Origin of the sequence: 'Nostoc azollae' 0708 (genome assembly GCF_000196515.1) — a bacterium.
In the GTDB taxonomy this organism is placed as follows: domain Bacteria; phylum Cyanobacteriota; class Cyanobacteriia; order Cyanobacteriales; family Nostocaceae; genus Trichormus_B; species Trichormus_B azollae.
On record NC_014248.1, the window covers coordinates 3534516 to 3559630 of the forward strand.

Annotated in this window: 36 protein-coding genes and 1 pseudogene; 8 read left to right on the top strand and 29 right to left on the bottom strand. The window is 38.4% G+C overall.

Annotated features, from left to right (window positions below):
• Positions 1-11 precede the first annotated feature (11 nt).
• A complete protein-coding gene (locus AAZO_RS16460; RefSeq protein ID WP_013192103.1) occupies positions 12-1346 on the top strand; it encodes a TrkH family potassium uptake protein in 1335 nt (444 codons plus the stop codon).
• A gap of 60 nt (positions 1347-1406) precedes the next feature.
• Positions 1407-2102: a potassium channel family protein gene (locus AAZO_RS16465; RefSeq protein WP_013192104.1), complete on the top strand. Its 696-nt coding sequence runs from the start codon at positions 1407-1409 to the stop codon at positions 2100-2102.
• Between the two features lie 399 nt (positions 2103-2501).
• On the opposite strand, the gene AAZO_RS16470 is transcribed toward AAZO_RS16465, so the two are convergent.
• Complete coding sequence (locus AAZO_RS16470) at positions 2502-3626, bottom strand: tetratricopeptide repeat protein (protein ID WP_013192105.1); 1125 nt, start codon at positions 3624-3626, stop codon at positions 2502-2504.
• Between the two features lie 138 nt (positions 3627-3764).
• Positions 3765-4883, bottom strand: coding sequence for a tRNA preQ1(34) S-adenosylmethionine ribosyltransferase-isomerase QueA (queA, locus tag AAZO_RS16475; RefSeq protein WP_013192106.1), 1119 nt, complete (start codon positions 4881-4883; stop codon positions 3765-3767).
• 230 nt (positions 4884-5113) lie between these two features.
• Here queA and AAZO_RS16480 point away from each other — a divergent pair, with 230 nt between their 5' ends.
• Positions 5114-5503, top strand: coding sequence for a hypothetical protein (locus AAZO_RS16480; RefSeq protein ID WP_013192107.1), 390 nt, complete (start codon positions 5114-5116; stop codon positions 5501-5503).
• Between the two features lie 443 nt (positions 5504-5946).
• On the opposite strand, the gene AAZO_RS42690 is transcribed toward AAZO_RS16480, so the two are convergent.
• A complete protein-coding gene (locus tag AAZO_RS42690; protein ID WP_338027208.1) occupies positions 5947-6090 on the bottom strand; it encodes a YraN family protein in 144 nt (47 codons plus the stop codon).
• Between the two features lie 24 nt (positions 6091-6114).
• Here AAZO_RS42690 and AAZO_RS16485 point away from each other — a divergent pair, with 24 nt between their 5' ends.
• Both AAZO_RS16485 and AAZO_RS16490 read left to right on the top strand, forming a co-directional pair.
• Positions 6115-6618 carry a pentapeptide repeat-containing protein gene (locus AAZO_RS16485; RefSeq protein ID WP_013192108.1) on the top strand — a complete coding sequence of 168 codons (504 nt, stop codon included), beginning with the start codon at positions 6115-6117 and terminating at the stop codon, positions 6616-6618.
• A gap of 657 nt (positions 6619-7275) precedes the next feature.
• Positions 7276-7626, top strand: coding sequence for a hypothetical protein (locus AAZO_RS16490; protein ID WP_013192109.1), 351 nt, complete (start codon positions 7276-7278; stop codon positions 7624-7626).
• A gap of 24 nt (positions 7627-7650) precedes the next feature.
• Here the strand turns inward: AAZO_RS16490 and AAZO_RS16495 are convergent, their stop codons facing one another.
• On the bottom strand, positions 7651-8637 hold the full coding sequence (locus AAZO_RS16495; protein ID WP_013192110.1) for a cyanophycin synthetase: 987 nt from the start codon (positions 8635-8637) through the stop codon (positions 7651-7653).
• A 413-nt stretch (positions 8638-9050) separates the two neighbouring features.
• On the opposite strand from AAZO_RS16495, the gene AAZO_RS16500 reads away from it, so the two are divergent.
• Positions 9051-9287 carry a hypothetical protein gene (locus AAZO_RS16500; RefSeq protein WP_013192111.1) on the top strand — a complete coding sequence of 79 codons (237 nt, stop codon included), beginning with the start codon at positions 9051-9053 and terminating at the stop codon, positions 9285-9287.
• 72 nt (positions 9288-9359) lie between these two features.
• On the opposite strand, the gene AAZO_RS42695 is transcribed toward AAZO_RS16500, so the two are convergent.
• Both AAZO_RS42695 and AAZO_RS42700 read right to left on the bottom strand, forming a co-directional pair.
• Positions 9360-9674 (bottom strand): nucleoside phosphorylase-I family protein, encoded by a 315-nt coding sequence (locus AAZO_RS42695; RefSeq protein ID WP_420807069.1) that lies wholly within the window; start codon positions 9672-9674, stop codon positions 9360-9362.
• A 36-nt stretch (positions 9675-9710) separates the two neighbouring features.
• Complete coding sequence (locus AAZO_RS42700) at positions 9711-10016, bottom strand: hypothetical protein (RefSeq protein ID WP_338026910.1); 306 nt, start codon at positions 10014-10016, stop codon at positions 9711-9713.
• A gap of 646 nt (positions 10017-10662) precedes the next feature.
• Here AAZO_RS42700 and AAZO_RS38855 point away from each other — a divergent pair.
• Complete coding sequence (locus AAZO_RS38855; protein WP_228371248.1) at positions 10663-11145, top strand: asparagine synthase-related protein; 483 nt, start codon at positions 10663-10665, stop codon at positions 11143-11145.
• A 209-nt stretch (positions 11146-11354) separates the two neighbouring features.
• Positions 11355-11519 carry an asparagine synthase-related protein gene (locus AAZO_RS38860; protein ID WP_266885638.1) on the top strand — a complete coding sequence of 55 codons (165 nt, stop codon included), beginning with the start codon at positions 11355-11357 and terminating at the stop codon, positions 11517-11519.
• A gap of 946 nt (positions 11520-12465) precedes the next feature.
• Here AAZO_RS38860 and AAZO_RS38865 read toward each other — a convergent pair.
• The 23 genes and pseudogenes from AAZO_RS38865 to AAZO_RS16590 form a co-directional block, all read right to left on the bottom strand.
• Complete coding sequence (locus AAZO_RS38865) at positions 12466-12762, bottom strand: toprim domain-containing protein (RefSeq protein WP_049790780.1); 297 nt, start codon at positions 12760-12762, stop codon at positions 12466-12468.
• 213 nt (positions 12763-12975) lie between these two features.
• Positions 12976-13116, bottom strand: coding sequence for a hypothetical protein (locus tag AAZO_RS38870; protein WP_228371249.1), 141 nt, complete (start codon positions 13114-13116; stop codon positions 12976-12978).
• Positions 13113-13529 (bottom strand): hypothetical protein, encoded by a 417-nt coding sequence (locus AAZO_RS38875; RefSeq protein ID WP_041641051.1) that lies wholly within the window; start codon positions 13527-13529, stop codon positions 13113-13115. Before AAZO_RS38875 ends, AAZO_RS38870 begins: the two co-directional genes overlap by 4 nt.
• A gap of 128 nt (positions 13530-13657) precedes the next feature.
• Positions 13658-13789 (bottom strand): hypothetical protein, encoded by a 132-nt coding sequence (locus tag AAZO_RS41550; RefSeq protein WP_266885643.1) that lies wholly within the window; start codon positions 13787-13789, stop codon positions 13658-13660.
• Positions 13790-13933: 144 nt separating this feature from the next.
• The gene (locus AAZO_RS41555; protein WP_266885646.1) at positions 13934-14404 is read right to left on the bottom strand and encodes a type III PLP-dependent enzyme domain-containing protein; all 471 of its coding nucleotides are present in this window, start codon (positions 14402-14404) and stop codon (positions 13934-13936) included.
• On the bottom strand, positions 14401-14757 hold the full coding sequence (locus tag AAZO_RS41560; protein WP_338027209.1) for a type III PLP-dependent enzyme domain-containing protein: 357 nt from the start codon (positions 14755-14757) through the stop codon (positions 14401-14403). The genes AAZO_RS41555 and AAZO_RS41560 overlap by 4 nt, the downstream gene beginning before the upstream one ends.
• A gap of 102 nt (positions 14758-14859) precedes the next feature.
• A complete protein-coding gene (locus AAZO_RS38880; protein ID WP_228371250.1) occupies positions 14860-15156 on the bottom strand; it encodes a hypothetical protein in 297 nt (98 codons plus the stop codon).
• Positions 15157-15171: 15 nt separating this feature from the next.
• A pseudogene (locus AAZO_RS38885) lies at positions 15172-15960 on the bottom strand (asparagine synthase-related protein).
• Between the two features lie 24 nt (positions 15961-15984).
• Positions 15985-16137, bottom strand: a complete 153-nt coding sequence (locus AAZO_RS38890) for a hypothetical protein (RefSeq protein ID WP_228371251.1) — start codon at positions 16135-16137, stop codon at positions 15985-15987.
• 600 nt (positions 16138-16737) lie between these two features.
• On the bottom strand, positions 16738-16890 hold the full coding sequence (locus AAZO_RS35535) for a hypothetical protein (protein ID WP_187289504.1): 153 nt from the start codon (positions 16888-16890) through the stop codon (positions 16738-16740).
• Between the two features lie 412 nt (positions 16891-17302).
• Positions 17303-17479, bottom strand: a complete 177-nt coding sequence (locus AAZO_RS35540) for a hypothetical protein (RefSeq protein WP_187289505.1) — start codon at positions 17477-17479, stop codon at positions 17303-17305.
• Between the two features lie 60 nt (positions 17480-17539).
• Positions 17540-17710, bottom strand: a complete 171-nt coding sequence (locus AAZO_RS35545; RefSeq protein ID WP_187289506.1) for a hypothetical protein — start codon at positions 17708-17710, stop codon at positions 17540-17542.
• Positions 17711-17722: 12 nt separating this feature from the next.
• The gene (locus AAZO_RS16545; RefSeq protein ID WP_144031319.1) at positions 17723-17938 is read right to left on the bottom strand and encodes a hypothetical protein; all 216 of its coding nucleotides are present in this window, start codon (positions 17936-17938) and stop codon (positions 17723-17725) included.
• 49 nt (positions 17939-17987) lie between these two features.
• Positions 17988-18113, bottom strand: a complete 126-nt coding sequence (locus AAZO_RS41565) for a hypothetical protein (RefSeq protein WP_266885687.1) — start codon at positions 18111-18113, stop codon at positions 17988-17990.
• 218 nt (positions 18114-18331) lie between these two features.
• A complete protein-coding gene (locus AAZO_RS16550) occupies positions 18332-19093 on the bottom strand; it encodes a phycobilisome rod-core linker polypeptide (protein ID WP_013192112.1) in 762 nt (253 codons plus the stop codon).
• Between the two features lie 126 nt (positions 19094-19219).
• Positions 19220-19963, bottom strand: coding sequence for a phycobilisome rod-core linker polypeptide (locus AAZO_RS16555; RefSeq protein WP_013192113.1), 744 nt, complete (start codon positions 19961-19963; stop codon positions 19220-19222).
• Positions 19964-20051: 88 nt separating this feature from the next.
• Positions 20052-20882: a phycobilisome rod-core linker polypeptide gene (locus tag AAZO_RS16560; RefSeq protein ID WP_013192114.1), complete on the bottom strand. Its 831-nt coding sequence runs from the start codon at positions 20880-20882 to the stop codon at positions 20052-20054.
• Between the two features lie 139 nt (positions 20883-21021).
• Entirely contained in the window at positions 21022-21633 is a 612-nt protein-coding gene (locus tag AAZO_RS16565) for a HEAT repeat domain-containing protein (protein WP_013192115.1), read from the bottom strand.
• Between the two features lie 70 nt (positions 21634-21703).
• A complete protein-coding gene (locus tag AAZO_RS16570; RefSeq protein WP_013192116.1) occupies positions 21704-22534 on the bottom strand; it encodes a HEAT repeat domain-containing protein in 831 nt (276 codons plus the stop codon).
• A gap of 10 nt (positions 22535-22544) precedes the next feature.
• A complete protein-coding gene (locus AAZO_RS16575) occupies positions 22545-22790 on the bottom strand; it encodes a phycobilisome linker polypeptide (RefSeq protein ID WP_013192117.1) in 246 nt (81 codons plus the stop codon).
• Between the two features lie 50 nt (positions 22791-22840).
• A complete protein-coding gene (locus AAZO_RS16580; protein ID WP_013192118.1) occupies positions 22841-23701 on the bottom strand; it encodes a phycobilisome linker polypeptide in 861 nt (286 codons plus the stop codon).
• A gap of 216 nt (positions 23702-23917) precedes the next feature.
• Positions 23918-24409 (bottom strand): phycocyanin subunit alpha, encoded by a 492-nt coding sequence (gene cpcA / locus AAZO_RS16585; RefSeq protein ID WP_187289667.1) that lies wholly within the window; start codon positions 24407-24409, stop codon positions 23918-23920.
• Between the two features lie 86 nt (positions 24410-24495).
• A complete protein-coding gene (locus AAZO_RS16590) occupies positions 24496-25017 on the bottom strand; it encodes a phycocyanin subunit beta (protein WP_013192120.1) in 522 nt (173 codons plus the stop codon).
• Positions 25018-25115 lie beyond the last annotated feature (98 nt).

The following is a 25115-nucleotide window of genomic DNA, read 5'->3' on the forward strand; positions in this document are numbered from 1 at the left end:
TTAAATTACTTATGACTGTTGCTCGCACAATCTGCTTAGGATTTCTGGCTGTCATCTTGGTAGGAACCATCCTGTTAATGATGCCTTTATCAACTAGCAATGGTATGTGGAATAACCCAATTGTAGCACTTTTTACCTCAACTTCCGCAGTTTGTGTTACAGGGTTATCTGTAGTTGAGCCTGGCATCTTTTTCTCCTTTTGGGGTCAATTGTTTATCACACTATTAGCTCAAATTGGTGGTTTAGGATATATGACAACTACCACATTCTTGATTTTGTTAATTGGACGCAGATTTGATCTGCGACAAAAAGTAGCAATTCAACAAGCTTTAGACCGTCCAGGCATCAGTGGTAGCACGCAAATTATCCGTTCAATTATTGCTACCACCATGGTTTTTGAAATCACAGGAATATTGTTATTATTACCAGCTTTTGTTCCTGATTATGGTTGGAATAAAGGACTGTGGTTAGCAATATTTCATAGCATCAATGCTTGGAACAATGCTGGTTTTAGTTTGTTTAAAGATAATTTAATAGGCTATCAAAGTTCTGGTTTAGTAGTTTTCACTATCACAGGCTTGATTATTTTTGGAGGAATTGGTTATCAGGTAATTTTAGATATATATCTTTGGATGCGTGATAGATTTTTAAAAAAGCCCAATGCCATCGTATTTTCTCTTGATTTTAAAGTAGCAACCAGTACAACTCTCCTGCTTTTAATTTTGGGAACAATCGCCTTTTTCTGTATAGAAGTCAGAAATCCTAAAACATTAGGTGATTTGAGTTTTACTAACCAATTATTATCAGCTTGGTTTCAATCAGTTACTCCTAGAACTGCTGGATTTCATACCATTGATATTGGGCAAATGACGGATGCTGGTTTATTTATTACCATTGCAATGATGTTTATTGGTGCAAGCCCTGGTGGTACAGGAGGAGGTATAAAAACGACAACTTTAAGAGTTCTTACCAGTTGTACAAAAGCTATCCTCCAAGGAAAAGAGGAAGTTTTATTGTATGATCGTAAGATAGCAATATCACTGATATTAAAAGCTATAGGAGTAGTTTTTGGTTCTCTAGCTACTGTGATAGGTGGGACAATTTTAATTAGTATCACAGACCCTAAATTAGAGTTTATTCAAATTCTTTTTGAAGTGGTATCAGCATTCGGTACAGTGGGTTTGTCTACAGGTATAACTGGTGGTGTTTCCACAACAGCAAAAATAATTTTGATTCTCACAATGTATATTGGGAGAGTCGGTGTTTTATTATTGATGTCAGCGATATTAGGTGATCCTCGTCCCAGTAGAATCCACTATCCTGAAGAAAATTTGCTTGTTGGTTAATTGGTAATTGGGAAAAACTTTTACCTCTTACCTTCCCTCTTCCCTATTCCCTGACAAATTATGAATCTTTCATCATTGAAGTTTTTTCGCAGTTTACGTCATGATAACCAGCAATTTGCCGTAATTGGGTTAGGTCGATTTGGCCGTTCTGTTTGTTCTACACTGCATAATTTAGGTTATCAGATTCTGGCTACAGATGTTGATCAAAAGCGGGTTTGTGAAGCATTAACTGAAGAATTAGTCAGTCATGCTGTACAACTAGATTCAACTGAACCTGCGGCTCTTAAAGAAGCTGGTATTCTGGAGTTTGATACAGTAATTGTGGCAATTGGTAACTATATTCAAGAAAGTATTATCACCACTCTCAATGTTAAAGAAGCTGGTGTACCTCATGTCGTTGCTAAAGCTTCTAGTGAAGTTCATCGTAAATTGTTAAAGCGCGTGGGAGCAGATCATGTTGTTTTTCCCGAGTATGAAGCTGGTTGTGCTTTAGCAAGAACATTAACTAAACCATCAATTTTAGATCGATTTGATCTTGACCCAGATAACAGTATTGTTGAGGTTATTGTTCCTGATGAATTTCATGGTAAAACTGTTGCTGAAATTCAACTTCGTAATCGTTATGGTTTAAATTTGTTGGCAGTAAGTCAGGATGGTAAATTTAAGATTAATCCTGACCCCAGCAAGCGTTTAGAACGCGGCTCGGCAATGGTAGTGATTGGTTGTAATAAAGATATTAATCGGTTGCCAATTTGATGGCAAAAGGCAGGAGGCAGAAGACAAAATATTATCTTTGCCTTTGCCTATTCTTAGAGATAACTTATAACGTAAGCATTCAGCTAATGCCTAACCGCACCCTAGGCAAACAGCCATCAGCAGCAAGCTTTTTCAGGCCAACGCCAAAAATCTCTATTTGATAAACTAATTTCTCAAACATTAGACCTATTGCAAAATTCTTTATGTCCTATGATAGAGATTTTTAGATTTTATGTATTTTCGGTGTTGTTTGGGCTCGCTAATTCAAACACAACCCTGTAACTCTAACTTTTGGCTAAAACAAACACAAGCCCTGATTATAACATAAAATTAATTCTGCAAGAGGTCTATTGTGACTCCTGACTCCTGAATTCTTACCTTATAACTGTTAACTGTCACCTATGGTTTTTGTTCAACTGTTTTAGGCACATGAGTAGATTTTTCTGGCTTTTGTTGTTCAGGTGTTTGCATTTGCGGTGTTTGCATTTCCGGTGTTGGTAGCACTACATCACTGTTATTTGGAGTGGGAGTTGTGGTTTGTGTGTGTTGAGGTTTTTTAGGTGTTAAATACTCGCTAATTTTCTGAATCATGTCGTCAATTGTGGTGGTTCTTTCAGTGTTTCCTTGTTCACCATATTCTTGACGAGCGCGTTTTAATGCGGCATTAGCTTCTTTTAAATTACCTTGATTGTATAAAGTTACTCCTAAGTTATAGTAAGCTAAGGCATTTTTGGGATTTTGGCCAATAGCTTTTTGGTAGATGGCAATAGCTTCTGAGGGCTGACCTTGAATTACCATGAGACTACCTAAATTATTGTAAGCTACAGTATTTTCAGGATTTAGCTTTAAGATTTGACGATAAGTAGCGATCGCTTGTTCTAATTGACCTTCTTGTTGCAGAGCGATCGCTAAATTAAAGTAAGCATTAGCATTGTTTCGGTCTAAATTAATAGCTTCCTGGTAAGCGGCGATCGCTTCTTGGCACCGTTCCTCTTCATACAATATCACTCCCAAATTATACTGAGCCGCTGCCATTTTTGGATTTGCTGCTAAGGCTTGGCGATAAGCAGCAATTGCCGCTTCTTTCTGTCCCTGTTTTTGCAAAGCCAACCCTAAATTATAATAAAATTCACCAAAATTGGGAATCAGTCTAATTGCTTCTCCATATTCTTGTACAGCTAAATCTAGGCGATTTTGCTCCATCAAAATATTACCTAAATAATTCCGTGCTAACCCAATATTACTATCTCGTTGTAAAGCTTGACGAAAGGCATATTCTGCACTTTGTAAGTCTCTGCGGTTATAGCGTGTCACTCCCAATTGGTATAATATAGCCGCATCTAAATCCTGAGAAACCGCATTCTGCGCTAACAATTTACTACCCGTTAAATTAATTGTCGGTAAAGCCAACATTAAAAATGCAGAGGAAGCAAACAGAATTGCTAATCTCTGTACAGAATTTCTGTAGAATGATGGTTTAATTAGACTGGATAAAGACTGATTAGATTGCAATTCTTTAGACATATAAGTAAGCACTCCTGTATTTATATTTAAGATCCTCACAACATCAGATTACCCAAAACTACATCGAAAATTCACAATTCACTTCCTAAATAATTATTAGTCATTAGCAAAATTACTTCCCCAGTCCCCAATGCCCAATCATAAAATTAACATGGCATCACCAAAGGAATAAAAACGATATTGAGATGCGATCGCCTGTTGATAAATCTTCAACAATCTTTCTCTACCAATCAAGGCGCTTACGAGCATCAGCAAACTGGAACGGGGGAGGTGGAAATTAGTGATCAAACCCTCCACTACCTGCCATTGATAACCAGGATAAATAAATAAATTTACCTTACCCACATACGGCTGTAAATCCCCAGATTGGGCTGCACCTTCTAAAGCACGAACTACTGTAGTACCAATAGCAATAATACGTCCTCCAGCAGCCTTAGTAGCTCGGATTTCCTCTACCGTAGCGCTATTCACCTCAATCCATTCTGAGTGCATTTGGTGAGTAGTGACATCTTCTACTTCCACAGGACGAAAAGTACCGACACCGACGTGTAGCGTCAAAAAAGCTTGATTAATGCCGCGAGCGCGCAATTTTTCTAAAAGTTCTGGTGTAAAATGTAAACCTGCCGTTGGGGCTGCGATCGCACCAGTTTGTTGGGCATATACAGTTTGATATTGTTCATCAGCAGCCGTTGACCCAGTGATATAAGGAGGCAGAGGTATTTCACCAAAATTCTCCAACACTTGCACCAAAGACCTATATTCTGGTAAATCAAATTGCAATAATCGGCCACCAGTTGCCGTATCTTTGTCCACAACTATAGCCATCAATTCATCGTCATTAGTTGTAGCGGGGTGTTTAGCCCGTCCTAATTTATTACCACCAAAAATAATTTTAGTTCCAACTTTGAAGTGCTTTCCTGGCTTCACCAAAGCCAACCAACAATTAGGCTGTTTTTCTTCCAACAGCAACACTTCCACTTCTGCCCCCGTTAACTTGCGACCATACAAACGTGCGGGCATCACTTTCGTATTATTCATAACTAATAAATCCCCCGGTTGTAGGAGATCAGGCAAATCCCGGAAAATGTGATTTAAGGCTGGTATTTCCTCACCGATATTCGGAGAATTAACCACCAGTAACCGTGAAGTATCTCTGGGAACTGCTGGATTTTGGGCAATCAGTTCGGGTGGAAGTTCATAGTCATACCCAGATAATGAACGGTCTAAATCAACATCTTGAATCTCTAAGTTAGACATTTCCTACAAATTACTTATGTTATTGATTTAAGTGGGAACAGGATACAGAGGGGCAGATGGGCAGGGTGTAGAGGGAGAATAACCGCTGGCAACTGATAACTGAATAACTTATAACTGATAAAAATTGGGTAAATCTCCCCATATAAAAACGGGGACTTTTACCCTACCGGGAAATCTCCTTTATTGAGGAAGATATAGATGTAGGATTGGATTTGATCCCAAACACCATCATGGAATATTTATATTACCTGGCCAATGCTAGTTTAACTCTCAGGGTCGTTCAACACCTGCACAACAGACCCCAAACACCTGTTTCCTTCATCACCGTAATTCATCAAATTGATGGTTGGGTAGTAAGGATAAAACTTAGAGATCCTGTCTCAGCCCAAGAAGATGGTGATTTTCGGGCTTTCTGTAATGAATTAGGAATTAGTTACGAGCCACCCATGCGGGTGCAAATGGCACTTTGGAGTTTGGAAGCAGGACAGTATCCTGTAGATGTAATGCGCCGTTACCAAGTAGCAGTTGTATCTCATGGTAGCCCAGAAAAAGAAGAAATAGAAGCATTCCGACAACAATTTGTCCGGGGCTTGGGCTATTGCCCAGAAACACTGGCTTGAAAACCAGTGACAAGTCATAAGTCACAAAAAACCAAGAGTGCAGCGTGCATAATTTTCACCCTACTGACAACTGACCAATTAATAACTCAAATTGGTGCATCAAAAGCTGCTAGAATATAATCTTGCAGCTTAAACTCATATCCCGGTATTGATAAACTCCCCAGAGTTTCACGGGTAATTATCACCCCATCAATATCTTTTTACAAGCGATTATAAAAAACAAAGGACACATCAAACCGGCACGGATAATCAGCCTTTTTAGGATACTGAGCTGAAAATATTCCTGGTGTGTGACAAAGTTTTGCTTGGTTTTGTGAAGTAATAGCGTTTCTACCTCCTGCATCTCAATTGCCAGCACTGCGGGTTTTTACCTCTACAAATGCCAGTATTGAGTCCTGATAATTGCCATTTTGATGATTTGCTGTGGCTTTGTTGTCGTCATACTAGGCAACAATATCAATCTCTCCCCACCGACAAGAAAAGCTACGGTGCAGAATTTCCGAACCTTTAGATTGTAACCATTGGGCTACCAGGTCTTCTCCTATGTCACCGATATCTGGATAATTAGATGGAGGAGGTTTAGAGATTTATTAACATCCATTAAAAATATCATGAATACTAAGTATCGAATTTCATCACTCGTACTCAGTTTATTACTCTGGGCAATTATTCCTATTACAGCATTGGTCGGTTTAGCATCAACGGCTTTAGCACTAGAATACAACAAAGAAATTTTGATTGAAGCTGATTTTTCTCGACGTGATTTAAGAGACTCCAGTTTTACCAAAGCTAATCTTCGTCAGAGTAATTTTACTGGTGCTAACTTGCGTGGTGTGAGCTTTTTTGCAGCAAATCTAGAATCTGCAAACTTAGAAGGTGCTGATTTGACCAATGCTACCTTGGATTCGGCTCGTCTGATTAGAGCCAATTTAACCAATGCCGTGTTAGAAGGTGCGTTTGCTGCCAGTGCTAAATTTGATGGTGCCATAGTTGACGGAGCGGATTTTACTGATGCATTGCTGCGTCAAGATGAGCAGAAAAAATTATGCAACCTGGCCAAAGGTACTAATCCTATTACCGGTAGGGATACGCGGGAGACTTTGTTTTGTCCCTAGTGCAGTACGGGGTAAATAAACCAACCATTTCAAATCTCTGAAAAGCTTACACCATATACATTTTGAACTTTGTTAGCGTAGGGTCTCCGAAGGAGATATTTTGTTAGGGTAGCTCTTGTGAAAGAGGCATTTTGAATTCACGGCGGTACTAGTTGTTAATCAAGTCATATTCAAATAGTTGTCAGGTTTTGCGTTCCAAGGGCAAGGGATAAGGTGTCAAAGAACCTGTAACCCTTTACCATATTTTTAATATCAAGGTATGTGAAATGACAACTTATTTTTTAATTGGTAGACAGAGCGGATAATTAAAAATTTATGAAAAATAATTGAGACTCCTGAATTAATATTGGAAACTATTGCCTGACACATCAAATATTTGAATCTAACTTACAGTAGATTGCAGATAAATGAGGTACAGAATCTAAGTTGAAACCTAGACAGAAAGAGAGTTTTACTCCTGACTCCTGGTGTAGCACTCTCAATCAACAAGTGCTAATTTCTTGAAAAGATTTGGCATAATTGTCAAAAGCTGTAATTGAGATGGTAATTTTACTTTTTTGTAGTTATAGTTGAATATACAGCAATAACATTAGTTCGTCATCTTGCGCTTGTGTAGCGCAGCCATATTCACTCATCTAACTGATTGGGAGGACTGGTATGAAATATGCATTTGACATTGTAGGAGTATCTCCAGTTTTGTACTTTTTCAATCATCAACAAAAGAGTTGGCAGAAAAATCAGCCCCAAGGAGTTGAATACTTGGGAACACCAATCTGTACACTAGATGCATTTCTAGAATCTCTGGAATCCGTTTCACCATCTGGAAGTTGGAATTTCGATCAAGTTGTAGACACAGTGATTCAGTTTTGGTTGAACAATGTAGAGAGTGTTCAATATTGGAAAGCCAGATTAAAAGATGCAGGTAGAGATAATGTATTAGTAGCTAGAGTTGCAGATATCAAAGCTTTACAAGCTGAATTTGAATCTTTATTGGGTAAAAATTGGTGAATTAGGTTCATCTGAAACTCTGGATTATTCTCTTTCTAATGCTTGCAGAATGAGGCGATATAAATTTTCTACTTTCTGTATTTGCTTGTCTCCAAGAAAAGCATAATGAGCTAAACCAGGGGCACTGTTAATTTCTAACAGTGTATAATCTACCAATGGTTGAGTAATATCAGTGGTAAGGATATCTACACCTGCTAATCTCAACCCCATATCTTTAGTAATATTAATCGCTAGTTTCTCAAAATTAGGATGAATAATATCAGTAAAGTCTATTGAATGACCACCAGTAGATAGATTTGCATTATCTAAAAGATAAACTACAGTATCCTTGACAAGGATACTTTCCCAAGTAAGGTTTTGTTGGTGTATTTTTTTCATTATGCGGAAATCTTCTAAATCAATTAATATTCTTTCTCCGGTTTTTAGCAACTGTTCACGTTTTGTCAGGAGTAATTGTAAGATTGTGGATTTACCATCACCAGTTACAGATAAAGGAATTCTTTGATAAGTAGCAATTACTTGATTATCAAAAGTTAAAATTCTAAAGTCATTACCATTATAAAATTTTTCTACAATTAACACAGACTGAATATTAAATATTTTTTCTGCTACTTGATAGTATTCAGATTTGTCATATACTTTCGTAACTAAGATTCCTAAACTTAAATTTAACGGCTTAACAATCACAGGTAGTCCTAATTTCTGGGCATAATCCCAACCATCATGGATATTTCTGGGATTGGCTACTTTCGCACACATTTTTTCATTAAAAAATGTTTTACCCTCTGTCACTCGATAACCAAGTTGCTGCAAAAAATAATTAGAGAAGCCTTTATCCTGAGCTAAGTATGCAGAAGCAAAACCATTAATGTTGAGTCTAGTATTATCAAAAACGGTAGTTTTGCCGTTTTTAAAGGTAATATGTCCAATTAATTCATATTCAGGTTCTATTAAAATAATAGCACCCATTTCTGTAGCTACTTTTTTTAAAATTGCTGTAGTTAGTCGCATATATAGCAATCCTGGACGATTTTTGATAGCTTGCGTGGAGTATTCATACTTATTCGTACTGGTAGCAGGAAACAGGCAACATATTTTTTGATAATATATGATTGAGCATTCCTATATCTATTTACCAATATATATGCTAAGTATGATATAACTATTTTATCAGAACAGGTGTGACTTTATTTACAGTTAAATCAGAACTGTTTTGATTAATTAGCTTTGTGTATAATGACAAAGTTGTAGAATCGATTGAGCTCAGTTTTCTTGCCTAGTAAAAACCATTGTGTTGCACTAAGTATTGACAATTCAAAAATTATGTAATAACAAGGTGGCATCGTCAATTAAAGGCGCTAGTGCTATCCCCGCTAAGAGACGCACTAACGCCATTTGCTCAAGTTCATACGGATAATATAATCATGCCACAAAACACAGATTACAAAGATACCAAATCAGAAAATCAAGCAATTTCTTACAAAAATCGGTTGAATGGGTGGGCTATAGCTCGTGTTCTTGCGGATAAAGAGCGTGTAATTGTTGCTAGATTCCGTAGTCGTTCAGACGCAGATGGTTATGTTCAGCACTTACGGCAAATGGTACCTGCTGGTTCTTTTGAGATTTTCTTTGATTCTCAACGGGAAGTAGCGGCGATTTAAGCTTTGCGTTCTGTAATACTCAGATTTCCGACTTTTTTGAGAAGTCGGGGATCTGTCTACTGGTTTACGGACTTACTTGCCAAACAGTAAGCGACTCTCTCTAATAAATATTTTTAGTCCTTTTAAGGAACCGCGAATCAACCAAGTAGCGGACAGGGGTTGTCGGATTAATGCTAAGGCCAGTGGTAAAGGTTGGAGTGAACCATCGCTATTGATGGCTGATGTCACGTCAGGTATATCATGGAGAGAATCATCACTGACGACTCGTAGTATTGCCACTGATGTCTCAAGTTGCTGGAAAAATTCTAGGAATGCAAATCCTTCCATATCGACAAGATCAGCACCAGATTGTTCATGTAAATTACTGTTTTGCTCGGTTAAATAAATTACGCGAGCACTCGTTCATCCCTTGACAAAAGATACTTACTCCTCAATCTTCTTATATATATCTGCTGTGGAATTACTAGTACACGCTTGTAAATGACTTTGATAAATACAATCCCGATAAGGGACAAGATCACCAATCCCATAACACTGACTTAAGCTGCCACATAAACCCATGAGTAGTTGCTGATTTAGATGTTGGCAATTTAGGGCTAAAAATTGGCGTAATAATTTCATCCCCATAGGAATCGCTATCACCTGTGGTTGATCAGCAGTAACACGACTTACACTGCAACAGACGGCTTGGTATTCTGCTTCTTGGGGTACTAGAATTGTGTGCATCATCTGCATATTTTCAATTGTCGAGAGGAAACGATATAAATCCATCTTCCATGCTATTTAATGTTTTTAAAACTCCTAAATCTACAATTTCCAATCTGGAAGTATCTCCTAGTTGGTGCGTGGCTTATGGAAAGTTAGATAATTTCAGAGTAGATGTTATTTGGCAAGGTGAAAAATTGGCAGTTATGTCTGCACCCGAATAATTTGCACTTAGTCCTACAAAAAGATTTATAATAGTTGGTGATATATGGTTAAGTAATCGAGCAGAACTACTGTAAAAATTGGCAATTGATATTCAGCAATTGATATTAACGATAATGTTAGTAATCAACAATTAATTACACAGCTTTGGGAAAAATACAATTTCCAATCTCTTACCCTATTGGTGGGAATGTTTGGACTAGTAATTTGGGATAGATAAAAGCAAGTATTATATTCAAGAAGAGATGCCATAGGTAGCCGGACTTTATATTAAACTACCACTGGTTTAACTCGTTGGATTTCCCCCAAATTAACAACCTTTGCAGCTTATAGCACCAATAATTTAGATTTAGTAGCATTACGGGATTACCTTTATTGTCCATTTTCTCCCTGAGAAAGAACACTTTGGCAATATGTCCGAGAAATACGTCCCGGAACATTTATAGAAATGCCATTAGAAAAAGTTTATCATTATTGGCAACTACAAGAACAAATTATAGATAAAAATCACCCTTTAGAAGGGTATAGTCAAAAATTACGTTATTTACTTGAGGAAGTTGTTAAAGAATATTTACCTGACAATCAACCCGTTGGTGTATTTCTTTCTGGTGGTTTAGATTCTAGAAGTATTACAGCATTAGCTGCAAAATTGCATACTGCAGCAGTTCATACTTATTCCGTTCATTTTGGTACAGAAACACCCAATGAATTAGAATTTTCTAGTTTAGTTGCTGAACACTGTAAAACTCAACACCACATTTTAGAAATTACCTTTAGAGATATGTGGGAACATCTCCAAGAAATGATGTTGTATTTACATGATCCGATAGGTCTTCCTTTAACAGTACGCAAATTTACTAGTAGGAAAACTAGCAAGAGAGAACGTAAAAACTACACTAAACGGAGAAGGTGGAGATCCTTGCTTTGGTGATACAAAAAATTAACCGATGTTGATTAATAGTTTATATGGTTCAATCAATCAATAATCAAGATTCTCTACAAGCATATTCGATAGCTTTTCAAAAATGTGCTTTAGATGTACAGCAACTTTTAAAGCTAGAAATTCAGTAAATTTTAACAAACGAACCATCTGTATGGTCCCATGATTTAGATTCCGATGCTAATTACTTAAATAAAGTAATGTCATTGAATATTAAATTTAAAAGTGCCGCTCAGATTTTAACAGAAGTGAGTAATTTAACTCAAGTAGCTAATTTACAGGGTTTATCACCGTTATTTGATCAGCGAGTAGTTGAATTAAGTATGCAAATTCCTCCAGAATATAAACTTTCTGGAGTGGAATAAAAAGCCGTTTTGAAAAAAAAATTGAATAATATTTCACCAGATACTATTATTCATCGTTCTAAAAATGGAATGATGGTTCCTGTTCAATTAGGGTTTAATAAATATTAGGAGAAAGCAGCGAAAAAACTTTTATTCAATAAATAGCAATAGTGAAATTCCAGTTTATATTAATCAGGATATTTTGCAGAAATGATTAGATTTTAAAGGTGATATATGGGTAAGATATGGTGTTAAACTATGGTTATTGGTGAGTTTGGAAATTTGGTTGCAGGTAAATAAATCCGTATTCAAGAAGTAATCAAATGTTAAACGAACTTCATTTAAGGTCTGTAAGACCATCTTCTCAATTTGAGAACTGATAGACTCAACATTTTTACTGGTGATAACGGACTAGTTAAGTAGGGAGGCACAATTATTGATAAAAAAGTCTCGCAGCTTTCATATTTATCAAACAATATTTCTCAAACCCTTAATTTATCAGAGGTTTAGATATATTTTCTATCTTAGATTTAATTACACTCGCCTACTTAAAAGCTTCTTACTGGATATTGCTTGGTGAGTACTTACTGGAAATTGGGTAGAACAACCTACTTATACGCAAAAAATAGCAGAAAAATCCCCAGGAATTAGCTCCCAAATTCACACTAAATTGGTTTAAAAGACTATCAAAGTGGCTTGAATTTTTATGAGCAACAATGGCTGAATGTACAGTTACCTCCTGAATTAAATGAGGTAGTTATTTTTGTTCATATTGATGGCAGTTTCTCTATTTTTGATCCTGATTTACTTTTATCTGTTAAATACTGGAAGCATAATTTTTAACTAGCCTATTAACTAAAACTTTCCACCATATAAAGATCATTTGCAGAATCACCCATTAAAATCATAGTACTATCATCACTTACTTTCTAAATTAAGACTTCCAGAAATACCACTTAGCAGAACCTTAATTAATATTTGCGGAATCAGTAATTGTCATATTGCTGTTTAGGAATGAATTCTCACTAGTGCGGAGAGGATGTGCTAAACTAATACCTTTAGGACTACATGATTGTAGTCCATAAACTTTTAAATCAGGGTTACGATGCAGCATTTGCACTGTTGTACTGAAAATGCTTTGGGGATAATCGGTAATACTGAGAATTGCACAGTTATTTTCAAAGTGGAAATTATTAGCAATTAATAATTGAGCAACACTAGAACTATAAGAAACCACTAATCCTTCAAAACTGTAAGCAGTCATATCAGGATTGATTGTTACTGGTGTAATTTCTTGTCGTGATGATGGTAGAATCTTCGGTGGTGAGCCATTAATTTGTTGCCATTTATTTAACCATTGTTGAAACTCTGATTGAGGAAATAAAAATGTCTGAACTAATTTAATTTCCTCTCTCTGTCGAGTTCCTAAATATATTCAGATTATTCCTGTAATAACGCTAATAACAAATAGGATAAATTATTCCATGATAAATATACTGACAATAATTGCCGCAACCATCACAACAACTCCGAGAATTTGTAAGAATTTAGCCATTGCTTGAGGAGTTATATAGTTAATTTTTGCAGAATTAGTTACTTTAAATAAATAAAATATCACCCCACCAATGGAAATGTTAAAATAGGCAAAATAAACCTAATATTTTCTGGAAGATTTATTCTCAAAAAAGATGTTAATACTGATATTATTAGTTTTGATAAAGAAACTAAACCACAAATGACTGTAAAAAATACATTGAAGAAAATATAAGCTATTATAAAAATATAAATTGATGATGGAACTCTACTTTTCAGACGAATATCTAGGGAATAAAGCAGTTGTTTGGGTGTAAAAAATAAGGTATTTTTAGCATGAAGATCAGAAATGCTTTTAGCACAGATGGGGTCTTTAATTTTAAAATTTCCCATTATTTTTGGCTCAGAAGTAAAAGGATAATTATACTGTTTGTATCTTCCTTGGTTTGCTGTTCTATCTTTTAAAGTATTATCAGTTCCGCAGTTAATACATTTCATATTTTTGTATTTAGTGATGTGATATCCATCAAAATATCGAGTTAATTATCTCACGCAAAAGCACAAAGATCCAAAGAAAGTAAAAATTATTCATCCTTATTCATCTGAAGTTATCTGCGTTTAATGAACTAGAACTGATTACTAAGTAAAACGCTGTAATCTTCCCGTTTTATAATTAAATAATGTGTACCATTTCCCAATAAAACCTCGGCTGGTTTAGGACGATGTAAAAAGTGAGAGGACATTGCATAACCAACCATAAGCACCAATATCAAAAATACCGATAATACCCCCAATTTCTAAAGCAGGAAGTTGGCAATTCTTCCCTAAGTAATCCCGTCAATAAGTCGTATTTCTACAAAGAGTGGTGAGGTAATTTCCTGAAGTTTGATTTTTCCAAGTTACTATTTCTCGGTAACCACCATGTACAGCAGGAATAGAGATGTTAGCCACAGTAGAATCAACACCAATAATTTGTTTTCCTCCTTGCCAAGAGATACAACCTTAGCTAACAAAGTCGGACAACCACTGATAGCAGCGCGTCCGGGTTCAATTATCAAATCAATATGTTCTTTTAAATCTAAAATTCCTCTACTTAATTCATATCCAAAGATCTCCCAATTAAAAGTTGCACCTTGATGATGATATGGATAACCAAAACTACCACTAAGATCTATGTATTGCCAATATAGTAACTTTTGTGCAGTTTCTAAAACATTATCAGTCACATCAGTCAAAGCAGAAGTTGCATTAGTTCCTGTACCCCGATGAAAATGTAACCCTGAAATCTTTAAACACACATTTTTAGCAATAGAAACAGCCTCATCAAAATCTACTAAAATAATACCAATGCGACTATCTTCAGAAACATTCAACCGCAACCCAAGACGTAACTCCTCGTTCTCTCTGCGATTCTCTGACTCTGCGACTCTGCGTGAGACAAAAGAACCTCACACAAAAAACGTAAATGAGAAATACTATCCAAATTGAGAGTAGTCACACCCCAATTTAGAAACTGTTCCATTTCCTCCCTATTTAAATTACTACCGCTATAGACAATATCTCTAGGATCAAAACCAGAATTCAAACCTAAATAAATATCCCCTGGAGTATTAGCATGAAGTCCCCAACCAGCAGATTTAAAATCTGCTGCAATATTGCCATTTCTTACACTAGCGAAATGAAACTTTGTATGAGAATAATTGAAAGCCTTGGTACTATATAAAATAGTTTAGCGTAAGTAAAATATCGCTATCATAAACATAGAGAGGAGAACCGTAAACCTGTAATAATTCCTGAGCGAGTTTCAGAGAAAATGGTGTTGTTAAATTTAAAATTTTTTGTAAAATTTCCATAACCAACTAGGAAATAAAAATGGATGATTCCAGGAATTTGATCCTAGGTTGACACCAAAAACGCGAGAATACCAAAGTTGCCATATAATTAGTAACCAGAGAATCTCACCTATCCGTCGTCCTTGAATATTTCCTCCTAATTCTCGTATCACAATTTGTGATGCTATGTCAGGGTAGAAAATATTTTCTGCCTTTAGTATACCCAGATTTAGCCAATTACCGATGTCATGCCAAAAATTATTTACACACCAAGAGGTTAAGGGAACACCCATACCCCGCGTTTGTCTCTAAACTATATCTACTGGTAGCAAATTTTCTACAGCGCGTTTGAGGATATATTTTTCACAAGCACCGTGTAAACAGAGTTCTCGAGATAACTGAAAAGTCCATACTGCTAAAAGTAAATCACAAAAAGGTGATCGCACATTCAACCTATGAACAAAACCCAACGCACTCGCACGTGGATGGATATTTTGCGCCCCTTTTAACATCAAAATCATCCTGGTACGACGGAGACGATGCAACAACGAAGGACAAAAATGGGTATCAAGAGCCTCAAACAACCAGTCCTGGGCATTTAATCCCCGAATCTGATCATAAATTTCTGGCTGATAAACCATAGATTCATAACCCCAGAGGCGATGAAAAGTTCGGAGATATTGCTGAATAAAACCTTGTGCTTCATTAGGATATTCAGCTTGATAAGTACCAACAGCAATTAAAGGTTTATTAGTCCAACCCGCAAATAATTGATCACCACCTTCACCATTAAAAGTTACCTGAGTTTCTTAACTAGCAACTTGATTTAGAGGAAATAAGGGAACAGTTACACCATCAGCAAAAGGTCAATCTAAAGCCTTAATAGTAGCAATAAGAGCATTTTTAATATTCCTGGGACTAGGATAAACCTTCACCATAGGAATATTGAGAAACTGCGCTACTTGTTCAGGATAGGGATCTTCAGAAATGCCAAACTGACTAAAATCTAAAGAATAAGAGCGAACCTTCACCCCCGCCTCTACCAACAAAGCAGCAACAAGGGACGAATCTAAACCACCAGAGAGAAAAACTGCCACTGGTTCATCTTGTAAATCACCAATTTACTTTTGAATCGAATCTTTTACTAACCTTTGTAATTGAGAAACTGCGGTTTTTTCATCTTTAATTTCTTCCCTTGACTCACACCATTGATGAATATGGCGAAGTTGAGGATAACTAACACCATCCGAAATAACTTCAGTTCCCGCAACCACAGACAACACCTCATTAACAGGAGTTAAAGGATTAGAAACATAACAAAAATAACTATAACCATATAAACTATAAATACTAAACTCCGGTGTTTAAATCATTTATAAAACTCATTATAACTGAGGAGCCAACCAAATTACATTATTATATTGAGTCCAAAATCAAGAAACTTTACCAAAAGCTTCCCTGCCCATAATCAACCGATTTGATTCCAATCTCACCGAAATATCAGGTTCGGAAAACCCCGACGCATAAATAGCCACAATTGTACTTTCTGTTATTGACGGTACAGACTCACATCCAACATAAACAATATTCCAAACAAACTTTTCTCGCTACCCTTCTTCCTTTGTGCCTCTACACTTTTGCGTGAGCTTCTTTTCTTGTTATCACCCCAATAACCGATAAAATGATAGGGAGAAATAACTGATCAAACGCAAATATTTCATCGCTAATCTTCCTACCTTCCAGCAACATTTCCACCTTCCAATTACCAACTGGGGCAGCAGAATTAATACTATAACGATAGTAAGTATCCCAAACAGAAGTTTTAATTTTGCGAGTTTGATAATTTGTTTAACAATTTGACCACTAGGGTCAATCTAATTACAAGCCAAAGATAGCTTTTTACCTATTGGTGTATCTTTTAAAGTTCCACGGCAAAAAACTTCAGAATTAGATTGATGAGAAATAGATTTAAGATTGCGATTATCAGCTAAAGTAATACTATCTTGTTGTGCAGAAACATTAGCCAATAAAGAACTTTATCGTTGATTCAAAAATATTACTGACCCAATGTCTACGATAACAGCCACAACTACTCCAGCTATAATCAATCTGTGTAAGGATTAAGGTCTAAGGTAGAGAGATTAAAAAAGGTGTATGGAAAGCAGAGTGAACCATGGCTTTCATAGGTTGGTCAAAGAACTCAATTAGAGAAAGTGCTTGAGGGCGACAAGTTTGTATAACCGTCAATAAATTGGCAGGATGTTGGAATAGCTCCAGAGAAAGAGAACCACCAGAGACTTTTCGTTGTGTCAGTGCTAAACCTAACCTTGGTTCAGCTAAATTATGATCAATGTCTATTGCCTAAGGAAGGTAAAAGTTTACCAGGTTCCCCTGGGGCTTGATCAATGAATGAATGGAAGATTCAACTTTTGGTTGAAACTAGGATGGCCAAGTCAAGAATTCATTAAGGTTTTGGGTTTTTTGGAATAAAGGTATGATTCCTATATCTTGTCCCGGTACTATCTCTGGTGACCAGTGTGCCCTTTGTGTTTCCCCACACACACTGCAAATCCACGTATATCTTTCATATTCTACTATTTGGATTGGCCTGTCCACCAACTCCCCTACTTGTTGTGTTTGGATTTTTATTGGTTCGCCAAACAATTGCCCCTGACCTCACCATCCACACACTTGCTGTCCCACTATCTCAAATCTATCTACTGCACCAAAACCCTTTCTCCTTTTTCCCCTATGCCCTGGTTGTCCTCCTGGTTTCCGTTTTCGTGTCTGGTTTTCTTCTGGTTTCTCTTCTTGTTTGTTCTCGGTTTTTCTGAGGATGTCTCCCAAGGGTGGTTTGGATCATGTTATGGTCTCTAAATCTCGACTAACTTTGAGTTTCTCTATTTCCTTTTCCAGTTTTACTACTCTATTTCTTAGGTTCTCTATACTTTTCCCCTGGTCAATAATGATTCCTACCAGTTGCTCTCTTCCCAACTGCTTCAATATCTCTCTGTCTAGTGTGGCAGCTTCTTTTCTATAACTGCTATATTCTGTCTCACCTGTCACACTTGTCAATACCCCACCACCTGAGTCTTTACGTTAATTGAGGTTGCTGTGGTTGAACTTACAAAGCCTGATGAAGACCTAAGTGAATCAACGCTTCATCTAATAACTCAGGAGGTAATTTTAATTGTTGTAGAATTTGTTCAATCTGAAGTTTATCAAATTCCTCTTCCTGCCGTAATTGCAAACCCTGAACTTCCGCAATAATTTAGTTTGATTGTTTCTGACTTAATCGTTGGTTCATATTTAAAGATTGAAAAATTTCTGCCTTCTGCGTTCTTGCACTAAGGGTCTGATTTTCACTTAACATCATAACTAGCTAACAAAGAAACTGCCAACTCGTTATCATATCAAGGTCAAAACCAGACCCAGTAGGAAATTTAGGTAATCAAAAAATTACTAATCTTAGCGTCTACCACGATAAGGAACTGCATTCAAGTAATCAATATCAAGTGCAGATAGCTTTTGGGCATAATTACCCTTACTAGACAGGGAAGCAGCCATATCTGCATATTTACCAGGATCACCTTCTGTTAAACGCTTTGCTTTCGCCTTGGCGGTGTAGAAGTTTTCCAAAGTAAAACGCCAGTCGGTTCTGACTGTACCTGCTATTTCTTGGAAGTCCGCACCATAGCGAGGAGTCACCAAGTTGTAGGGACGACCTTCTAAGCGTTTGCGTTGGTAAGGAACGGTATTTTCACCAAAGTTGACGGTGTACTCTTCGCTGTTTACTAAAGCATCAACAAAGCTGCTAAAACCCTTCGTTCCAATCACAATAGACCAAGCAATTTCTTCTTCTTTGTTATAAGCAGAACGACCCAAAAGGCGCTTGAGCGTGATATCTACTAACCGATAGTTGTTGTTAACGGAAACAACTAGACGATAGAAAGCCTCAGATTTAGCCAAACCACGGATGAAGTCCCGTACAGACAAAGAACCATTTTTCAGTTGAGATTCTAAAGTTCCTTGGCGGTTGAACTTAAGAATTTCATGTTCGCTGAAAACTTGGCGATAACTTGCCCAGATGATGCTTTGAATGTCAGTGTAAGAACTAACATCTTCTACGCGATAGACATAAGGTGTATCTTCATTTATGTCAGCAACACCAAAGCTGCTAACGCGGTGATTTTGACTGCTTGGTTTGTATTGAAGTAATGGTAGTGCCATGCTACGTCTTTCCTCTTGTTAATAAATTCGACTTTGAAACCGGAACAAGGAAGGTTTGATTAGTCAATATCCTAATTCACGCTTTAACTATTTTGCTGCATTAGGTTACACACATATTTCCGAGATTTAGCGGATAGGGAAACTGCCGCTAGGATTAATAGAGAGAGGAATTCCTTCTGGTTTTTTCTCTCTGGTTGTATCGGGAATTTGAATCTTAGCGGTGTTAACTAGCGTATAGGTGACAGTTCTAATGTTGATAGAAGCAGCCATTTTGAAGAAGTCACTGATGCTACCGGGTTTATACCGCGCATCTTCCAACTTGTCACGCCAGTAGTCAGCATAGCGTGGTGTTACCAAATTAAAAGGTCTATCTTTGTAGCGACGGCGTTGGTAGGGAACTATATTTTCCCCAAAACAGCTTTTATATTCTTCAGAGTCTAGCAAAGCATCAACAAAACCATCCCAACCATGTGTGGCAATTTTGATTGACCAAGCGATTTCTTCATCTTTGCTGTAAGGAGAACGCCCTAACAACCGCTTCAGTCCTAATTCGACCAAGCGATAATTAGAGTTGGTCTGAATTACTAAACTTTGGAAGGCTTCAGATTTAGCTAAACCCCGAATAAAGTCACGCACGGTGATAGCTTTATTCTTCACCTGAGATTCTAAATTACTCTGACGGTAGAATTTCAGAATTACCTGTTCGCTGAACACTTGGCGATAAGCCGCCCAAATTAATTCTTCAATTTCCCCAGCTTTAGCATAATCTTCGATGCAGTAAATTTTTGGGGTGTCTTCGTTAGGGATTTCGTAGCCAGAAACCCGTTGATTTTGAGAACTGGGTTTATATTCTAGTAAAGGTATTGCCATATTTCAGGGTGTTTGTGAGTTGTTTATTATCACTTAGCAGTTACCAGTTATCAATTTCTTCACTGTTCACTGTTCACTGTCACCTAATTTAGTTACTGGGTATGTAACGATAAGGTAGAGCAACTGCAACGGGTTTGATTGTTACTTGTTCTGTAACAACTTCGCGCGATGTATCAGGAATTGCCATAGTGTTTACTTGGGAATTCACTGAAGCAATTGTGCGCTGGTAGTTGCGTTCGGTGGTGATCAGTTTTCCTGCCATTGCAAAGAAGTTAGCAGGAATAGCCCGCCGGATATCTTCAGTTTTTAAAGATCCTGTAGTCCGGGCGCTGTAGAAGGAACGACCACCCATGTAACGGACGGACTGCATATCACGCCAGTAGGCATCATAGCGGGGGTTTACTAAGTTAAAGGGACGTGAACCAAAGCGGCGACGTTGGAATGGTACGATGTGATCACCAAAGTTTTCCTGGTACTCGTCGGAATCTAACAAAGCATCAATAAAGCCATGTAAGCCTTTGGTAGCAATGACAATGGACCAAGCAATTTCTTCGTCTTTGTTATAAGCAGCCCTTCCCAAAAATCGCTGTAAGGTGATGTCAACTAAGCGATAGTTGGAGTTGATTTCTCCTACTTGGGTGCGGTACACATGTGATTTACCCAAACCCCGGATAAAATCGCGGACGTTAATTGCCCGATTTCGCAGTTGAGATTCTAAAAAGCTTTGACGATAGCTTTCTAAAATGAGGTGTTCGCTGAAAATTTGCCGATATCCTGCCCAGATGATGGCATCAATGTCTGCATCTGAGGTGGCAGTATTTAAGCGATACATACTTGGGGTGTCTTCGTTGGGGACTTCGTAACCTTCAACACGCTGATTTTGCGAGGAAGGAGAATATTCTAAGAGTGGTATTGACATCTTTACTTTTACCTTGTTTTTGGTAGATAAAGCGGTCTACTGGTTGTTATATCAAGTGGGAAGAGTAAGGATATTTTGGAATATTTGAGATACAGCTAATTGCTGAAGGCTGTTAATCCCAAAGTTGAAAATCCAAAATCTAAAATCCACAATTGGTATAAGCCAATTGAATGCGGGCGCGGACTGCCTTTTCGACATCATTAGCCAGCATTTGTTTGAGTCTAGTCAAGATAGATTGTTGCACATCGGCAATTTTAGCCAAGGCTTGTAAACCGACAACGGCAGCATAACGAATTGACCAGTCTGTGTCTTGGGAAATCAACAGCAGTGTATCTAAAGCGCGGTTGATGGCTGTTTTATTTTCGGGAAAACTCAACTTATGCCAGTGTAAGTTTCCCAGTCCTTTGGCAGCGGCGCGGCGCACGCTGGGAGCAAAATCAGTAGCTGCAACTGTGATTAAGACATCTAAAGCACGGGGATCTGCGATCGCCGCCAAAGTGCGAATTGAATAAGCCCGTGCGCCATAGTTATAATCGTCTATGTGCTCTAGCAGTTGGGGTACTGCTATCTCTCCCAATTCTATTAATGCATCTAGTGCCACCATTGCAGCGGCTGGGTTGTTATAACCAAAGACAGCAATTAAGGTGGAAATTGCTTTTGGATCTTTAGCTGCTGCTAAATTCTTGACTGCTGTCACCATTTGGGCTCGTGTTTCTGCTAAGGTGACGGCACTAATTAGTTCCTCAGTCATTGGTCAACTATCAATGATAATAGTCAGTAGTCATCGGCGGTTAATCATCTCAACTAATGACTAATGATGACTATAAGAGTGAATCCATCAGGTTCATTACTTGGACGGCCTCAGCAGAAACAGCCAGAGAATCTAACTTATCTGGAAGTTGATACTCTAGCAATCCTTTGAGAGCCATGAGTTTGAAGCTATTTTCTGCCTTAGCATGGGTGATCGCATCTGCTGCAGCCATATAACCTATTGCTCCCAAGTCCCCCAAAACAACACGACGCAATTTTAAATCATCACTCTCCAACATCTTCACCAATAACTCACCATATTCAGGGTCTTGTGTGAGTTGGTACATGGCTCTACCTGCGGAACATTGTACTCGTGGTACTGGATGCTTGAGGAAAGGCAAAATCAGGGAAATGGCTTCTTTTGCGGCTAAGCTTCCCAAGGCTTCTAAAACCGCTTCATACGGTTGGGCGAGATGAGGACGACCTGGTACTTGCACGGCCTGGTCAACACCCCCATCTAATAGTTTGATCAGTGGCTCTACTGCTCTTATATCGCGCAGCATTTCTAGAGATTGGGTAGCTGCTTCACGCACATAAAAATCAGAGCATTCCAAACACTTAATTAGTCCTGGTACCGCTTTGATATTCCCCAATTTACCGAGCGCCCTAGCGGCATTCCGTCGTAAAGGATAACCACCAAGTTCTGTTTTGTCGGCTTCGTCTTCTAACGCTGCTATTAGTGCATCTACAGCCTCTGGCTGACTGACTCGAAACTTACCCAACCACCAAGCGGAATAATAGCGGAGACTTAAATCTGATGATTGCAGATTAGCGATAGCAAGCTCTTTTGTGAGCTGTTCCCCATTCTCGGCAGAGTATTCTTCTCCACTGGGTTCTATCATTGCCAGGGCGTTAGTTTTCCTCTGCTACAGTTAAAGGTGAAATGTTAACGATTTTGCCACCCAGACGGGTAATTCGTTGCATTTCTTCGTTCATCCGGCTGTAGGGTACGGTAATAAATACGCTACCACTGCAACGAATGTTAAATTGATTCTTGTCAGTTTCTTGATTTTGTCGTAAGCCTACAACTTCATAACGAAATACTCGGCTTGCAGATGAAGAAACGCTACCAGCACCAAGTGTGGTTTGACCGAACATTGCTTCTAAATCTCCTCTTGATGGGTTGTTCTGAAAAACAGCTCTCTACCTTACGTGGATATAACGCTGACAATTTTCCCACCTTGTCGGTGAATTTGCTGCATTTTGTCAAGCAGTCTTTCATAAGGCACAATAAATACTGTGCTGCTTCGGCGCACTTTGGGGTATCCTGGATTGCGAATGCCTGCTACTTCAATTCGGTAAACACGATCCGATTGCCCTACAGCATTACCTAAGTTTTGCTTGGGAGCGTTGTCCGCAGATGCACGGAAACTCCAATTATTGTTGCTGCCAGATGGACCAACAACTGAGGAAGACTTATTACTAGCCAATTCCCGTGCTAACCGAGATTTAGAACCTTCAACTTGAGCTGTATCGCTGTTGGCATAACCACGGTATAAACGGAACATCCGGGTAAACCCGGCTGCATTTTGTCCGGCTTGGAAATCAAAGCCACGATAATAGGGAACAACGTTCTCACCGAAGCTGTTTTGATACTCCTGAGAATCAATATAGGAGTCAATTTCAGCATCATAACCCTCGTTAATGTATAAGTCTAAGTGGTATGTCACTTCCGACTCATCATAAGGTGCGCGACCCAACAAATGTTTGTAGTTGAGTTCAATCAACCGGGTTTGAAAACTGTTATGGAAAAATTTTGCTTTGTAGAGTTCGGATTTGGCAACGCTCCGCACAAACTCGCGTACTGTTAGGTGGCGATCACGCAATAGTGATTCTGCACTGATCAGGCGATCTGATGCCAAGATATAATCATTTCCTAATACTTGTCGATAAACGGCTTTGATAACCGCTTCAACTTGTTCGCGGCTGGAGTTGGGGCGCAGTTCAACTCGACGTACCTCGCTAAAAGGCTCTGTTCCTAGCCTTGATGCTGCTGTTGTAATTGCCATTTTTTTCCCCTATGTATTTACACTGCGGTAACTCTGACCTAGTGCTTGCTGTATAAAGCTTGTTATTTATTCCTACCTAAAACTATGCCCGGAGCGAGATACACCTGCTAGGTGATTCAGTCCGGTCTTGGGAGGTTTATTCCCCATGAGTAACTGATTAACCCTAAAGGGATAATGTCATCCAGCACTTGTACCCCTCTCCGGGCATGAACTAATTTAGCTTAGAGCGTTGATTGTGTAATCGATGTAGGTGTTAGCTTCGTTAGCAGCTTGGCCGCTTAAGCCGTGGTTGCCTTTGATGTACTTCAGAGCTTCTACGTACCAACTGGGAGACAAATCAAACGCACTGTTGATTTCAGCCAAGCCAGCGATCAAGAACTCATCCAAAGGACCTGTGCCACCAGCAACTAAGCTATAAGTGATGATCCGTAGGTAGTGACCAACGTCACGAGCGCACTTAGATTTACCACGAACATCAGCAGCAAACTGATTACCAGGAGTGTTGGTGGTATATGGGAACTTTTGGTACACAGCATTTGTTGCACCATCAACTAGCTTTTGGGCGTTAGCTGTCAAACCACGAGCAGCTTCCATACTAGCTACGGCACGTGCAAAACGACCGTTAACAGCTTGTAATTCGGTGTTGCTCAGGAAACGTCCTTGGGTATCAGCAGATGCGATCGCTTCGGTAATTGGTGTTTTCATGATTTCTTATCTCCTTAATTGTTTTTTAGCTTTTTTGCTTGGAGAAGCTCAAGTTTCTAGGGTCTAGACTATATTGCAAATTGCAACTGTTATGAAACAGCAGCAGCAGCACGGTCAAAATAGCTAGCAACTTCAGAAACTAGCAAGCTGCAATCGCCTTTGGTGATTCCGTTAGGATCATTAATAATGGAGATAGCTGCATCTTTCATTTTGCCAATACCTTTACCTACAGAAGCACCTGGAGTACCCAAAGCTTGGTAGGTTTCACGCAGACCGTTCAAGCAACGATCATCAAGAACACTAGCATCACCAGCCAATGCAGCGTAGGTAACATAGCGTAAGATAATTTCCATGTCGCGGAGACAGGCAGCCATGCGACGGTTGGTGTAAGCGTTACCACCAGGAGCGATCAACCCGGGTTCGTCTTCGAACAAAGAGCGAGCAGCATTAGTAACTATAGCAGAAGCGTTACTTGTGATGCGATTTACGGCATCTAAACGCTTATTACCTGCGCTAATAACTGCCGTTAAAGCATCTAGTTGTTCCGTGCTGAGGAATTCGCCTCTGGAGTCAGCTTGAGAAACAACCTTGGAGAATACATCTAATGTCATGGATTCTAATCTCCTAATTACTTAGTTGAGAGAGGTTTTGATTAAAACTGCGGATGTTTTATCACTTTGAAAGTGGTTAACAGCAAACTGCAATTAAA